Source organism: Kluyvera chengduensis, from assembly GCF_044197065.1.
GTDB classification, from domain to species: Bacteria; Pseudomonadota; Gammaproteobacteria; order Enterobacterales; family Enterobacteriaceae; genus Kluyvera; species Kluyvera ascorbata_C.
Map to the genome: position 1 here is coordinate 208882 of NZ_JBIQOI010000002.1, position 13613 is coordinate 222494.

12 protein-coding genes are annotated in these 13613 nt (G+C 58.7%); 2 read left to right on the plus strand and 10 right to left on the minus strand.

Annotated features, from left to right (window positions below; translation table 11 throughout):
- Positions 1–47: 47 nt before the first annotated feature.
- A complete protein-coding gene (locus ACH1XZ_RS06640) occupies positions 48–1664 on the minus strand; it encodes a peptide ABC transporter substrate-binding protein (protein ID WP_395594887.1) in 1617 nt (538 codons plus the stop codon).
- Between the two features lie 192 nt (positions 1665–1856).
- On the opposite strand from ACH1XZ_RS06640, the gene mpaA reads away from it, so the two are divergent.
- Entirely contained in the window at positions 1857–2576 is a 720-nt protein-coding gene (gene mpaA, locus ACH1XZ_RS06645) for a murein tripeptide amidase MpaA (RefSeq protein ID WP_395594888.1), read from the plus strand.
- Here mpaA and ycjG read toward each other — a convergent pair.
- A complete protein-coding gene (gene ycjG / locus ACH1XZ_RS06650; RefSeq protein ID WP_395594889.1) occupies positions 2567–3532 on the minus strand; it encodes an L-Ala-D/L-Glu epimerase in 966 nt (321 codons plus the stop codon). The genes mpaA and ycjG overlap by 10 nt on opposite strands.
- Positions 3533–3632: 100 nt before the next feature.
- Between ycjG and tpx the strand changes: the two genes are divergently transcribed.
- Positions 3633–4139: a thiol peroxidase gene (gene tpx, locus ACH1XZ_RS06655; protein WP_064545896.1), complete on the plus strand. Its 507-nt coding sequence runs from the start codon at positions 3633–3635 to the stop codon at positions 4137–4139.
- 47 nt (positions 4140–4186) lie between these two features.
- On the opposite strand, the gene tyrR is transcribed toward tpx, so the two are convergent.
- The 8 genes from tyrR to ACH1XZ_RS06695 all read right to left on the minus strand — a co-directional run bounded on the left by tyrR (position 4187) and on the right by ACH1XZ_RS06695 (position 13583).
- Entirely contained in the window at positions 4187–5731 is a 1545-nt protein-coding gene (gene tyrR, locus ACH1XZ_RS06660; protein ID WP_395594890.1) for a transcriptional regulator TyrR, read from the minus strand.
- 228 nt (positions 5732–5959) lie between these two features.
- The gene (locus ACH1XZ_RS06665) at positions 5960–6664 is read right to left on the minus strand and encodes an ABC transporter ATP-binding protein (RefSeq protein ID WP_395594891.1); all 705 of its coding nucleotides are present in this window, start codon (positions 6662–6664) and stop codon (positions 5960–5962) included.
- Positions 6651–7487: an ABC transporter ATP-binding protein gene (locus tag ACH1XZ_RS06670; RefSeq protein WP_395594892.1), complete on the minus strand. Its 837-nt coding sequence runs from the start codon at positions 7485–7487 to the stop codon at positions 6651–6653. The genes ACH1XZ_RS06665 and ACH1XZ_RS06670 overlap by 14 nt, the downstream gene beginning before the upstream one ends.
- Positions 7480–8313, minus strand: a complete 834-nt coding sequence (locus tag ACH1XZ_RS06675; RefSeq protein ID WP_395594893.1) for an ABC transporter permease — start codon at positions 8311–8313, stop codon at positions 7480–7482. The genes ACH1XZ_RS06670 and ACH1XZ_RS06675 overlap by 8 nt, the downstream gene beginning before the upstream one ends.
- The gene (locus tag ACH1XZ_RS06680; RefSeq protein WP_395594894.1) at positions 8313–9326 is read right to left on the minus strand and encodes an ABC transporter permease; all 1014 of its coding nucleotides are present in this window, start codon (positions 9324–9326) and stop codon (positions 8313–8315) included. Before ACH1XZ_RS06680 ends, ACH1XZ_RS06675 begins: the two co-directional genes overlap by 1 nt.
- Before the next feature lie 103 nt (positions 9327–9429).
- On the minus strand, positions 9430–10998 hold the full coding sequence (locus tag ACH1XZ_RS06685) for an ABC transporter substrate-binding protein (RefSeq protein ID WP_395594895.1): 1569 nt from the start codon (positions 10996–10998) through the stop codon (positions 9430–9432).
- A 123-nt stretch (positions 10999–11121) separates the two neighbouring features.
- Positions 11122–12189 carry a TIGR01620 family protein gene (locus ACH1XZ_RS06690; protein WP_395594896.1) on the minus strand — a complete coding sequence of 356 codons (1068 nt, stop codon included), beginning with the start codon at positions 12187–12189 and terminating at the stop codon, positions 11122–11124.
- Positions 12186–13583, minus strand: a complete 1398-nt coding sequence (locus ACH1XZ_RS06695; protein WP_395594897.1) for a YcjX family GTP-binding protein — start codon at positions 13581–13583, stop codon at positions 12186–12188. The genes ACH1XZ_RS06690 and ACH1XZ_RS06695 overlap by 4 nt, the downstream gene beginning before the upstream one ends.
- Positions 13584–13613: the final 30 nt, after the last annotated feature.

The following is a 13613-nucleotide window of genomic DNA, read 5'->3' on the forward strand; positions in this document are numbered from 1 at the left end:
AGTAAGATACTGACGGTTGCCTGACCGAGTCAGGCAACCGTGATTTGTCAGTGCTTCACGATATACATCGTATGCGTATAAGCCACATCTTCCGGATTGGTGATCGGGTACCCTTTTACCCACGGCTTAATCAAACGCCCGTTGGTGTACTGATAGATAGGCGCAATCGGCGCTTTCTCCGCCAGAATTTTTTCTGCCGCGTTGTAGTCGGCATTGCGGGCTTCAGCAGTATTCTCAAGCGTCGCCTGACGAATGACCTTATCGTAGGTCGGGTCACTGAAGCGCGAGATATTGCCGGTGTTGGTCGACGTGAGCAGCGAGAGGAAGGTTGACGGCTCGTTGTAGTCCCCTACCCATGACGCGCGTATCACATCGAAATTACCCGTATTGCGGCTATCGATATAGGTTTTCCACTCCTGGTTTTGCAACTTAACGTCTACGCCAAGGTTTTTCTTCCACATCGATGCGACGGCGATCGCTATCTTCTGGTGGTTCTCAGAGGTGTTATAGAGCAGCGTCAGCTTCAGCGGACGATTCGGGCCGTAACCTGCCGCCTGCAGCAACATTTTAGCCTGGGCGTTCAGCTCGGCCTGGCTTGCGTTAGCCATCTCTGAGTCCTGCGGCTTAAAGCCCGCCGTCACATCTGGCGTAAAGCGCCATGCTGGTTTCTCCCCCGTGCCTAATACTTTCTCGGCAATAATTCGTCGGTCAATGCTCATGCTCAGTGCCAGACGGACGCGCGCATCGGCTGTTGGCCCTTTTTGGGTGTTGAACGCGTAGTAATAGGTGCCCAGCTGTGCCGGAGTGTAAACCTGCCCCGGCAGCTCTTTGAGCAGCTTTTGATACTGGTTTTTCGGGAAGGATTCCGTGATATCGATATCACCTGCCAGGTAACGCTTCGTCGCAGACGACTCCTGGTTGATTGGCACAAAGGTCACTTTCTGGATAATCGTTTTGCCGTTATCCCAGTAGTACTTGTTCGGCACCGCCACCAGCTTCTCATTCACCACGCGGTCGGCCAGCACGTAAGCCCCATTGCCCACCAGCTTGCCCGGGCGCGTCCAGTTTTTGTCGCTTTCGACGTTGGCTTTATTCACCGGGAACAGCGAGAAGTTAGCGGTCAGATTCACAAACCACGGCAGCGGTTTATCCAGCTGCACGCGCAGGGTGTGCGCATCGACCGCCGTCACGCCCAGCGTTTCCGGCTTGGCTTTGCCATCAATAATATCCTGGGCATTGTTAATCCCCGCCAGCGCGGCAAACCAGGCGAACGGTGATGTAGTATTTGGGTCAACCAGTCGTTGCCAGCTATAGACAAAGTCCTGCGCGGTGACCGGCGTACCGTCAGACCATTTCGCGTCGTTACGCAGAGTAAAGGTCCAGATACGCTGGTCGTTGGTTTGCCAGCGTGTAGCGACCCCAGGAATAATGTTGCCGTTGGCATCCTGGTTAACCAGCCCTTCGAACAGATCGCGAATCACCTGGATTTCAGGCAGCCCCACCGCTTTTGCGGGGTCCAGTGAAGCGGGTTCATCTTTAATATGACGAACCAGCGTTTGCTGCTTCGCCAGCACCGTTCCGGCGGGAACGTCGGCCGCAACGGCGAGAGTACTCAGACCTGAAAGCAAGGCTGCACAGCAGGTCAAGGTGAACGGTAACTTCATGACATCCCCTTAAAATAGGTAAACCCACACAACTTGATGAAAATATTATTTGTTTCAGTCGCGTTAATTGCAAACAACATGTCACATAAACTTGATATATCCCCAGCAATATCTATAAGGGAAACTATTTGATTCGCGGCGGATTTTGCACAACACTGCTCAATATCCCCCTTGCGTATCAGGACTCCGCGTATGTCAGTTACTCGCCCTCGCGCCCAGCGCGGCGCGTTCCCGCCAGGAACACAACACTATGGACGCTCGCTGCTTGGAGCCCCTTTACTCTGGTTTCCTGCCCCGCTGGCTGGCCCGCAGAGCGGCTTAATCATTGCTGGCACGCATGGCGACGAGAACTCATCGGTCGTCACCCTCTCCTGCGCGCTGCGCACGCTGGCGACGGATCTTCGCCGTCATCACGTGGTGCTGGCGGTTAACCCGGACGGCTGTCAGCTCGGGCTGCGCGCCAACGCGAACGGTGTGGATTTGAATCGAAATTTCCCTTCGGCGAACTGGAAGGAAGGCGAAACAGTTTATCGCTGGAACAGCGCCGCTGAGCAACGTGACGTGGTGTTACTGACCGGTAGCCGCCCCGGCTCCGAGCCGGAAAGCCGTGCGCTGTGTCAGCTCATCCACCAGATTACCCCCGCATGGGTTGTCTCTTTCCACGACCCGCTGGCCTGCATTGAGGACAACCGCCACAGTGAACTGGGTCAATGGCTTGCCGAGGCGTTCAGCCTGCCGTTGGTCAGCAGCGTGGGTTATGAAACCCCGGGGTCGTTTGGTAGCTGGTGCGCTGATATCGGTCTGCACTGCATCACCGCCGAGTTCCCGCCCGTCTCTTCCGACGAAGCGAGCGAGAAATATCTGGCGGCGATGACCGCGCTGCTGCACTGGCAGTCAACGCATCACAAGTGAAGCTCACCACAGGTAAAACGCAGCGCCGGTTCGGCATCGGCGGCAAGCCAGGTTGGGCCGTCGAGGTCGGCAAAACGTACCTGCGGTGCCAGCGGCAGCGCGGCTTCAATAGCGCGAGAGGTACAGAGCATACAGCCGAGCATGAGCGCAAAACCCTGCGCTTTGGCTTCGGCTGCCAGCGCCAGCGCCTCGGTCAGGCCACCGGTTTTATCAAGCTTGATGTTCACCATCTCGTAGCGTTCGCGCAGAACCGGTAAATCTTCGCGGGTATGACAGCTTTCATCAGCGCAAATCGGCAGCGGATGGATAAAGTGGCTGAGCGCGTCGTCTTCGCCCACCGGAAGCGGCTGTTCGAGCATGGCAACGTTTAAGTCGGCCAGCAGTTGGCAACGCGCCGCTAAACCGTCCCCGTGCCAGGATTCATTGGCATCCACAATCAGCGTTGCATCCGGCGCGGCGGCGCGAATCGCCACCATTCGTTCGCAGATAAAATGGTTATCGAGCTTTACTTTGAGCAGCCGGGCACCGCTTTCATACAGCGCCTTTGCGCTAGCGGCCATTTGCTCTGGCGTGCCAATGACCACCGTTTGGGCGGTCGTGATTGTATCAGGTAAACGCACGCCCAATTGAGTGACAACGTCACTTTTGAGAAGGCGCGTTTCCAGACTCCAGAGCGCACAGTCGACCGCATTACGCGCCGCGCCTGCCGGAAGTAAATTCGCCAGTTGTTCGCGCGTGAGTCCGCGTTCAAGCTGCTCGCCCAAGGCCACGATCTGCGCCATCACCGAAGCGATACTCTCTCCATAGCGCGGATACGGCGTGCACTCGCCTATCCCTTTTACGCCATCCTGTTCCAGCTCGACCACCACCACTTTGGCTTCACTGCGGCTACCGCGGGCAATGACAAATGGGGTATGCAGAGGCCAGGCCTCTTCGAAGACGCGTAGCTTTCTCATTTTCGCTCCTTTTATTCAGGCGTAAATAGGGTTTGCCGTGTTAACACCTGTTGTCATACACTAGGGCCGACGTTAACTATATGTAAACAGGAAGATAATCATGTCGCAAACCGTACATTTCCAGGGCAATCCCGTTGCTGTTCAAGGTTCTATCCCACAGGCGGGCGATAAAGCTCAACCGTTTACGCTGGTGGCAAAAGATCTGTCAGACGTCACCCTGGGCCAGTTCGCTGGCAAACGTAAAGTTCTGAACATTTTCCCAAGCATCGATACCGGCGTCTGCGCGGCATCTGTGCGTAAATTCAACCAACTGGCTGGCGAACTGGCCAACACCGTTGTGCTGTGCGTTTCCGCTGACCTGCCGTTCGCGCAGTCTCGCTTCTGCGGCGCAGAAGGTCTGAGCAACGTGGTCACCCTGTCCACCCTGCGTGCGCCAGAATTCCTGCAGACCTACGGCGTAGGCATCGCAGACGGCGCACTGAAAGGCCTGGCGGCACGTGCCGTTGTGGTTATCGATGAAAACGACAACGTGGTATACAGCGAGCTGGTGAACGAAATCACCAACGAGCCAGACTACGATGCGGCACTGGCTGCACTGAAAGCGTAATTACCGCGCCGCAAAACATAAACAGCCTCTTTTCAGAGGCTGTTTTTTTATGACTCTTCGCCCTTCTTGTTGCTCAGGCCATATTCCCGCAATTTATTCGCAATCGCCGTGTGCGATACGCCCAGACGCTTGGCAAGTTTACGGGTGCTTGGATAGCTGCGATAAAGCTGCGTTAACACCGAGCGTTCAAAGCGACGGGTAATGTCGTCCAGCGAGCCTTCCATCGCCTCTTCGCCAACCGCCGCGCTCGATACATCGTGGTCCGGCAGCAGCACGTCCTGAGGGCGCAGTTCGTAGCCTTCAAGCTGGGTCAGCGCACGGTATACCGCATTCTTCAACTGGCGAACGTTGCCCGGCCAGCCGTAGCGGGTCAGCACGGTGTTGAGATCGGCAGAAAGTTTAGGACGGGAGATCCCCTGCTCGTCGGCAAAGCGCGCCACAAACAGTTCAGTCAGCGGCATAATGTCCTGCGGACGATCGCGCAGCGGCGGCAGGTTGAGGGTCAGCACGTTGAGGCGATAGTAGAGGTCCTCACGGAACAGCCCTTTCTGCACCAGCTCTACCAGGTTTTTCTGGGTAGCGCAGATAACGCGGACGTCGACATGCACTTCATGGTCTTCACCGACGCGGCGGAAGGTGCCATCGTTGAGGAAGCGCAGCAGTTTAGTTTGCATGCGCGGCGACATTTCGCCAATTTCGTCCAGCAGCACCGAGCCGCCGTTAGCCTGTTCGAAGAAGCCTTTTTTACCTTCAGAGGCGTCGCCAAACAGTTCGCTTTCTACGGCATCTTCCGGAATCGAGCCGCAGTTCAGCGCCAGATACGGCTTCGCCGCGCGTGGGCTCGCCAGGTGGCAGGCATGAGCCAGCAGATCTTTACCGGTGCCGGTTTCACCGACAATCAACAGCGGCGCGGTCAGCAGCGCCAGCTTACGGGCCTGCTCCATCACCTGACGCATACGCGGACTCACGGCCACAATCTGGCTGAACGCGCTGACGTCCTGAGTGGTCATGGTTTGCAGCTGACGGCCCATACGCAGCGTCGAGCGCAGCATAATCACCGCGCCAGCCAGCACGCGGGCATCGTTCTCGCCGCTGAGGTAAACCGGCGTCGCTTCCAGCAGGAAGTTTTGTCCGTGGATCACCACATGCTCGGCGTGAGGTTCCACCTCCTCGCTTTCCAGCCAGCGCGGGAAGTTAAAGCCGCTAATGAGCTGCGCGACATTGTGGTTACGCATCTTGTCCTGGCTCATGCCGAACAGCTGGCAGCTCGCCGGGTTAGCGCGTTCAATTTTGCTGCGCGTGTCCAGCGACAGCACCGGTTCCGGCATCGCTTCCAGCAGCGCACTGAGCGCCAGGTGTTCACGCTCAGAAGGCATCCACGGGACGGTGCGTACGTCGGTCACGCCGGCAATACGGCGGATTTCCGCCATCAGGCTGCTGAAGCTGGTGAATTCCAGCTCCGCGAAATTAAGGTAGATTCGGCCAACAGGGTCGATATCGATACCGCGCAGGTCAATGCCGCGCAGCACCAGAAGATCGAGCAGTTCACGGGTCAGACCGAGACGGTCCTCACAAAAGACTTCAAGACGCATGGGAGTGTTCACCCTTATAAGCCAAAGACGTATGAATAATAAGACACTTATTCGCTGGCGTGAAGATGAGTGTCAAGAATTATTGACAGTATGGCGGAAAAATGGGCATTGCGCCGTAAAGTTATGCGTTCATCAAACGAACGATCGGTCGATCGTCGCCCGGCCGAACGAAGTGACGCCGGGAAAAACCCGGAGTCGGTGCTGACGCACCTCGTCCGGGCTACAAGATTACCCCATCCGGTGCTCGCCGCGTTCCAGCGCCGTACGGTCAAAGAAGCGCTGGATCACGCCTCCTGCCATAAACGCCGCGCGGTCGGACATATGCGCAATCACGTCGGCATCGTGACTTACCAGCAGGTAGGTCATGCCGTGATCCTGCTTCAGGCGGTTGAGCAAGTTCAGGATTTCCGCCTGTACCGACATATCCAGCGCCGAAGTGGGTTCATCAAGCAGCAGAATTTTTGGCCGCAGCAGCAGCGCGCGGGCAATCGCCACGCGCTGGCGCTGGCCGCCGGAGAGCTGATGCGGATAGCGGCTGGCGGCATCCGCGGGCAGGCCGACCTGCGCTAAGGCGGTCTGGACTCGCGGCTCAATATCCACTTCACCGTGAATACGCAGCGGTTCCGCCAGCGTACGCCACAGGGTGTGATTCGGATGCAGCGAGGCGTACGGGTCCTGGAAAACCATCTGCACGTTGCGCCGCAGGTCGCCCTGAAAACGCGCGCCGGGCGCGAGTGTTTTATCAAACAGCGAGACATGCCCGCCCCACTCACGCTGAAGTCCGGCGATCACGCGCAGGATGGTCGATTTTCCGCAGCCGGATTCGCCAATCAGGCTAAAAGTCTCACCTGCGTTGACGTGGAAACTGGCCGCCGACACCGCCGTTTTCTCGCCAAACGTGACCTGTAAGGCCTGAATATCAACGATCGCCATGCGCCGCCTCCTCAAAGTTTTGGCTGCGGTCCAGCGTCGGCAGCATCTGTCCGTAGGTCTGCGCGTTCGGGCGACAGGTCCACAAGGTGCGGGTGTAGGGGTGCGTGGCCTGCGGTAAGTCACGGGCCGCCATCTCATCGACGCCGTTGCCCTGATACATCACCAGCACGCGATCGCAGTGCTGAGCCACCAGCGGTAAATCATGGCTAATTAGCAGCATCGCCATTTGTCGCTGCTCGCACTGCGCCACCAGCAGTTCGAGGATCTGGTTACGCAGACGGGCGTCCAGCGCCGAGGTCGGCTCATCGGCAATCAGCACTTTGGGGTCGTTGATGAGCGCGATGGCAATCATCACCCGCTGGCCCATACCGCCGGACAGTTCGCCGGGATAGCGGTTCAGTACCGCAACATCGAGCCCCATGGCAACCACCGACGCGGCTATTTTTTCCTGCCGTTCACGACGATTAAGCCGCTGATGCAGAGTCAGCGCCTCTTCCAACTGCTCACGCACCGTTTTCACCGGGTTCAGCGCATAACGCGGGTCCTGCAATACCATGGCGATGTCGTTGCCGCGAAGCATACGCCAGCCGCGGGCATTCAGAGAGAGCACATCATGGCCCAGCACGTTCAGACGGTTGGCGCTGACGATCCCCGGCTTGCGTACCAGCCCCATCAGCGCACGCGCGGTCATCGACTTACCGGAACCGGATTCTCCTACCAGCGCTAAGCGTTCGTTACCGAGCGTAAAGCTCATATTGTTGACCACCCGCGCGCGGGGATAATCAATATTCAGCCCCTGTACGGAAAGGCGTTGCTCAGTCATGTTGCGGCTCCAGAACGTCACGTAAACCATCGCCCAGCAGGTTAAACGCCAGGCTGGCAATCAGGATAGCGGCACCCGGTGCGGCGGCAATCCACCACTGGTCAAATATCACCTGCATACCATCGGCAATCATCGCGCCCCACTCCGCCATGGGCGGACGTGCGCCCAGGCCGAGGAAGCCTAACCCTGCGGCGGCCAGAATAATCCCTGCCAGATCCAGCGCCAGACGTACGATAGCCGACGGCAAACACAGTGGCAGGATATGGCCCACCAGCAGGCGCAGACCGCGGATACCCATCATTTCAGCAGCGGCTAAATAGTCACTGTGTCGCAGGCGCTGAATCTCGCTGCGTGCCTGTCGCGCATAGGCAGGCCAGGTGGTCAGCGCCAGCGCTAACGCCCCGTTAACCAGCCCTGGGCCCAGCATCGCCACAAAGGCAAACGCCAGAATCAGGCGCGGCATCGACATCACCACGTCGGTAAAGCGCATCAGAACGCGCTCCAGCCAGGCGCCGTAATAGCCGGACAAAATGCCTATCAGCAGCCCCACCGGCAACGTAATCACCGTCACCAGCGCGACCAGACCCAGCGCCGGGCGGGTGCCGTAAATCAGTCTTGAGAGCAGGTCGCGCCCGTAGCTGTCGGTGCCGAGCCAGTGCTGCGCATTGGGCATTTGCAAACGCGCGGCGGCGTCTTGCCAGTTTGGGTCCTGCGGCGCGAGCCATGGAGCCAATAGCGCCGTCAGTACCAACACGGCAATAATAGTCAGCCCGCAGCAGGCCGCAGGCGAGCGCAGTAATCGGCGTAAAAACAGAGATGATGGCATCAGCGAACCCTCGGGTCGGTCAGCCGCACCAGCACGTCGGTGAGGTTATTAATCAACACAAAGCAAACGCCAATCAGCAGCGTTCCCCCCATAATCGCCGCCGTATCGCCAGCAAACAGCGCCGTCGTCAGGTAGCGGCCAATCCCCGGCCAGGAGAATACCGTCTCGGTCAACACCGCGCCTTCAAGCATTGAGGTGTACGCCAGCGCGATAACCGTCAGCAGCGTACCGCGAATATTCGGCAGCACGTGGCGCAGCAGAATGCTCATCTCGCCTGCCCCTTTGGCACGCGCCAGCAGAATGTACTCTTTGTTCATCTCGCTCAGGCAGGCCGAACGGGTAAGGCGCGTGATGCTGGCAAGCGAATAGTAGGCCAGCAGCAGCACCGGCAGCACCAGGTGACTGAAGGCGTTACGGAAGGCTTCCTTGTCGCCGGAAAGCCAGGTATCAATCAGCGCAAAACCGGTTTTGGGTTCGATAGTGAACTGGTAAATGTCGTCCAGACGACCGGGACCCGGGCTCCATTGCAGCTTCGCGTAGAACAACGCCAGCATCAGCAGCCCGAGCCAGAAAATAGGCACCGAGTTGCCCAGTAGCGTCAGCGTTCGCACAGCAACATCCCAGGGGGAACCGGCGTAACGCGCGCAGAGCACGCCGGCAATCACACCGAACACCGCGCCGATAATCAGCGCCAGCGTGGCGAGCTCAAGCGTCGCGGGAAAGGCAGCCAGCAGATCGTGCAGCACCGGCTGCCCGGTGGCGCTGGCGGTGCCAAGATCGCCGTGAGCCAGGTTGACCAGATAGTGCCAGAACTGTACCGGCAGCGAGCGGTCAAGTCCCAACTGATGGCGAACCTGATCGTAAGTCGACTGACTCGCATGGTCGCCGACGATTTGCAGCACGCGGTCAACGGGGGAAAGCGCAGAGAGCGCAAAGGTGACGAGCAACAGCCCAAAGAGCGTGAGCAACAGGGTCAGCAGACCCTGAAGCGCACGCCTGGAAAAATTCGACATGGGAAATCTCTTTTTGCCGGGTGGCAGCGATGCCTTACCCGGCCTACGTTCCTGGATGTTGTAGGCCGGGTAAGCGAAGCGCCACCCGGCAACAGGCGTCAATCTACTTCGTTACGTGGTCGTACCAGACCATATCGGCATTAAGCCCTTGCTGGTAGCCCTTCACGTTATCGCGAACCACAATCTGCGTTTTGCCCTGATCGATAAAGACATACGGCGAACTGCGCTGCAGCTCTTCCTGCATTTTTTTGTACAGGTCGAGGCGCTTCGCCACGTCCGGCTCGGCCACTGCTGCCAGCGTTGCTTTATTCAGCTCCGGGATTTTCCAGCCGTTCAGCCCGGCCACAGTGCTGGATTTGCCGTCGTTAAAGGCAAAAGCGCTGGCGTTAGAGTGCGCGTCGAAGTAGTCCGGTATCCACAGACGAATCGCTGCCTGATGCTGTTTAGCCCGCACGCGAGCGTAAACCTGGCTGCCCGCCGCAGGCAGCAAATCCACCTTCACGCCGCCCTGAGCAAAGCTTGCCTGCATCGACTGAGCGATGGTGATAAACGGCGGTTTGTTTTCCACGTCGAGGGTAAAGTGGGCGTCTTTGATGCCCGCTTTCGCCAGAATATCTTTGGCTTTCGCCGGGTCAAATTTAAACGGCGTGTTGTCCAGCGCGCCCGGGAATCCGACCGGCAGGAAGCTTTGATGCACGAAGTACTGCCCTTTCAGCAGATCTTTGGTGATGCCGTTGTAGTCCACCAGCCAGCGCGCCGCTTCCCAGAACGCCGGGTTCGCCAGCAGCGGGTTGGCGGTGTTTGCGGTGTTGAACACCACATAGTTTTGCTCGGCGGACGGAATGCTTAACACCTGTAGGCCCGGTTTACCCTGCAGCGCGTCAATTTGATCGGCGCCAAGGTCGCGCGCCACGTCGGCGTCGCCCTGCTGGATCAGCAGGCGGCGGGAGGCTGGATCCGGCACGTTTTTGATGATCACGCTTTTCAGCTTCGGCGCACCGGTCGGCGAGGTGTCGTTGGCTTCCAGCACGATAGCCTGATGCGGCTGGTAGACACGCATTTTGAACGCGCCGCTGCCCGCCGAGTGCATTTTCAGCCATTCGTTGCCGAAGTCATTGCCCTTCACGTTGGCCGCCACCAGCTTCTCATCAACAATCGAGGCAATTGGCGTAGAGAGAATATTCAGCGCCACCGATGGGCTGACGTCGGCGGTCCAGCTTAGCTGAAGCGTATGGTCGTCGATTTTCTTCAGCTGGCTGGCGATGTTTCCTGGCTCCCAGCCGAGGACGTTGAGAATAAACGCCGGAGATTTGTTCAGGGTGACGGCACGGGTGTAGGAGAAAATCACATCTTCCGGGCGCAGCGGGTTGCCGGAAGCAAATTTAGCATCGCTTTTCAGCTTGATGGTCAACGTTTTCGCTGCCGCATCCGCCTGCCAGCTTTCTGCCAGAATCGGGGTAATTTTTGCCGGATCGTTACGGTCAGGCTGAACCAGACGCTGGTAGAGGCTTGGCACCGTCTGGATGCTGGAGAGCTCGTTGGCCTCCGCCGGGTCCAGACTGACAATATCGTCCAGACCCTGAGCCACGACCAGCGTGTTTGGTGGCGTAGCGGCATAAGCGGAGGCTGACAGCGCGGTCAGCACGAGTAACGGCAGCAATTTTTTGGTCATCGTGACTTCCTGAAAATGAACGTGTTGTGGACGATTCAGCTAAAGTAGCGCTGCTTGTCACTTTCAGTAAAGATAAGTATAGAAATAGGTTATACAATTTTTGCATAACCATATTTTATCTCGTCAACTATCCCGTTGCGCCGCCGATTTTCCTTTCTGCACCGTCGCTTTCAGTTGCCCAATAAGCTCGCGGCGGAAGTCACCGAGACGCGGCTTGTCGTTGTCTATCCACGGCAGCGGTCGGCAAAGCTCCATCGCTTTGATCCCAAGACGTGCGGTCAGCAGCCCGGCGCCAATCCCCTGCGCCGCACGGGTCGACAGACGCGCGGCCAGATCCTGCGACATCCAGTCCATACCGATTTCCCGCACCAATTCGCTGGCACCGGCAAAGGCGATGTTGATAAGCACCAGGCGGAACAGGCGCAGGCGGCTGTAGTAGCCCAGTTCAATGCCGTAGAGATTCGCGATGCGGTTAATCAGCCGCAGGTTACGCCAGGCGATAAAGCCCATATCCACCAGCGCCAGCGGGCTGACGGCAATCATCAGCGTCGACTCCGCCGCCGAACGGCTGATTTCACGCCGCGCCTGCGCGTCCAGCACCGGCTGCACCAGATGGGCATACAGGCCGACCACTTCGCGGTCGCTCTGGGTTTCGTGGATAGCGGCGTACCAGCGCTGTAGGGCCGGGTGCGACTGATCCAGCCCCGCCTGGCGCGCCAGCCCTTCACAGAACGCACGCCCTTTGCCCACGCTGTGGCTGTGCATTAAGGTGCGCGCTTCATCGCGTTCTTCCGCGCGCTGGCGCAAGCGCCAGAGTCGGCGCCATTCGGTGACCACCGAACCGACACCCGCGCCGACGATAAGCGCCCCGGCGGCGCAGCCACCGAGCGCCGCCCAGTCGTTGGTTTGCCAGGCCGTCATCGTCCACTGTACGCCCTGAGCAACCACGCTAATGCCAAACAGACCGAGCCCCGCGGTGACCATTTTGCGCCACAGGCTGCGTTTCGGGCGCAGCGCCGCGTCGAGGGTGGCTTCCACCTGCCCTTCCTGCTCGGGTTCATCGTCGAGCGCTACCGGGGCGAATTTCTCTGCCGTCGCGTCATCAAACGCCTGCGAGGTTTTAAACTGTTCCGGCTTCACTTCATCGAGCGGGCCGTCAAAGTCAATGCGTGGTTTATAGGCATCATTCATCGCAGCTTATCTCCAATTAAAAACTCCAGCGCGGCATCGAGGCGGATATGCGGCAGCGGCTGGTCAACGTCCATGGCTTGCGGGCGGAAGGCCTCAAACTGAAAGCCCTGTTTATCCCAGAACGCCTGTCCAGGAAGGCGCGCCGGGACTTCACCGGGGTAGACGGTGAGCGGCTGGCCGTCGCTCAGGCGATGACCACGCAGCGCCGGGATTTTCTCACCGTTGACCTCAATCAGCCCGCTTTGCGTGGCCTGCACCGAAGCGAGTCCCAGACAGTCCATGGTAATGCCTTCAAAGGCGGCGTTTTGCCACGCGTCCTGAATCAGCTGTTGCAGCAGCGATACCATATTGCCGTGCTGATCGACGGTCACGTGATCCGCTTTGGTGGCGGCAAACAGTAGCTTGTCGATAACCGGCGAAAACAGACGACGGAACAGCGTGCGCTGCCCGTAGTGGAAGCTGTGCATCAGTTGCGTCAGCGCCAGGCGCATATCGTTAAACGCCTGCGGGCCGCTGTTGAGCGGCTGTAGGCAGTCGACCAGCACAATCTGGCGGTCGAAGCGCAGGAAGTGATCCCGATAGAACCCCTTCACTACTTTCTCGCAGTAATAGTGGAAGCGCTCGCGCAGCATGCCAGCGTTGCTGTGTTTGTCTGCCTGCGCGAGCTTCGACTCGCCGATGGCGTCGACGTCCGGCCACGGGAAAAACTGTAAAGCCGGGGCACCGGCAAGGTCGCCCGGCAGCACAAAGCGGCCCGGCTGAATAAAGTGCAGCCCTTCCTGCTTACACTGGTGCAGGTAGTCGGTCCACGCCTGGGCGATTTCCGCCAGCCGGTTTTCGTCGGCGGGCGCGAACGGGTCCAACCCTTCGCAGAGCTGTCGCCATTTTGCCGACCATTCGCCGCGCTGGCCGGTCAGCAGCCCGGTCATCTGCCGCGACCAGCCGAGGTAATCCTGGTTGAGCATCGGTAAGTCGAGCAGCCATTCGCCGGGATAGTCGACAATCTCCAGATAGAGCGTGGAGGTCTCTTTAAAATGACGCAGCAGCGAATCGTTTGATTTGTAGCGCAGCGCCAGGCGAATTTCGCTCACCCCACGCGTCGGCGTCGGCCATGATGGCGGCTGGCCATAGAGTTGCGCCAGCCCTTCGTCGTAGGTGAATCGCGGGATACCGAGGTCACGCTGGGGAATACGCTTAACGCCGAGCAGGCGCTCTTCGCGCACCGCGCTCAGCAGCGGCAGGCGCGCGCCGGTATGAATATTGAGTAGCTGATTCACCAGGCCGGTGATAAAGGCCGTCTTGCCGCTGCGGCTAAGGCCGGTAACGGCAAGACGAAGATGCCGGTCAACGCCACGGTTGACCAGCGCATTGAATTCATTTTTGAGTCGCTTCATTGCTTATCAAACACTCCTCGCTACGCCGAT

Excerpts from the sequence above, each read along its gene's own strand:
- ACH1XZ_RS06640 (WP_395594887.1), bottom strand. The coding sequence starts at position 1,664 with ATGAAGTTACCGTTCACCTTGACCTGCTGTGCAGCCTTGCTTTCAGGT.
- mpaA (WP_395594888.1), top strand. The coding sequence starts at position 1,857 with ATGTCAGTTACTCGCCCTCGCGCCCAGCGCGGCGCGTTCCCGCCAGGA.
- ycjG (WP_395594889.1), bottom strand. The coding sequence starts at position 3,532 with ATGAGAAAGCTACGCGTCTTCGAAGAGGCCTGGCCTCTGCATACCCCA.
- tpx (WP_064545896.1), top strand. The coding sequence starts at position 3,633 with ATGTCGCAAACCGTACATTTCCAGGGCAATCCCGTTGCTGTTCAAGGT.
- tyrR (WP_395594890.1), bottom strand. The coding sequence starts at position 5,731 with ATGCGTCTTGAAGTCTTTTGTGAGGACCGTCTCGGTCTGACCCGTGAA.
- ACH1XZ_RS06665 (WP_395594891.1), bottom strand. The coding sequence starts at position 6,664 with ATGGCGATCGTTGATATTCAGGCCTTACAGGTCACGTTTGGCGAGAAA.
- ACH1XZ_RS06670 (WP_395594892.1), bottom strand. The coding sequence starts at position 7,487 with ATGACTGAGCAACGCCTTTCCGTACAGGGGCTGAATATTGATTATCCC.
- ACH1XZ_RS06675 (WP_395594893.1), bottom strand. The coding sequence starts at position 8,313 with ATGCCATCATCTCTGTTTTTACGCCGATTACTGCGCTCGCCTGCGGCC.
- ACH1XZ_RS06680 (WP_395594894.1), bottom strand. The coding sequence starts at position 9,326 with ATGTCGAATTTTTCCAGGCGTGCGCTTCAGGGTCTGCTGACCCTGTTG.
- ACH1XZ_RS06685 (WP_395594895.1), bottom strand. The coding sequence starts at position 10,998 with ATGACCAAAAAATTGCTGCCGTTACTCGTGCTGACCGCGCTGTCAGCC.
- ACH1XZ_RS06690 (WP_395594896.1), bottom strand. The coding sequence starts at position 12,189 with ATGAATGATGCCTATAAACCACGCATTGACTTTGACGGCCCGCTCGAT.
- ACH1XZ_RS06695 (WP_395594897.1), bottom strand. The coding sequence starts at position 13,583 with ATGAAGCGACTCAAAAATGAATTCAATGCGCTGGTCAACCGTGGCGTT.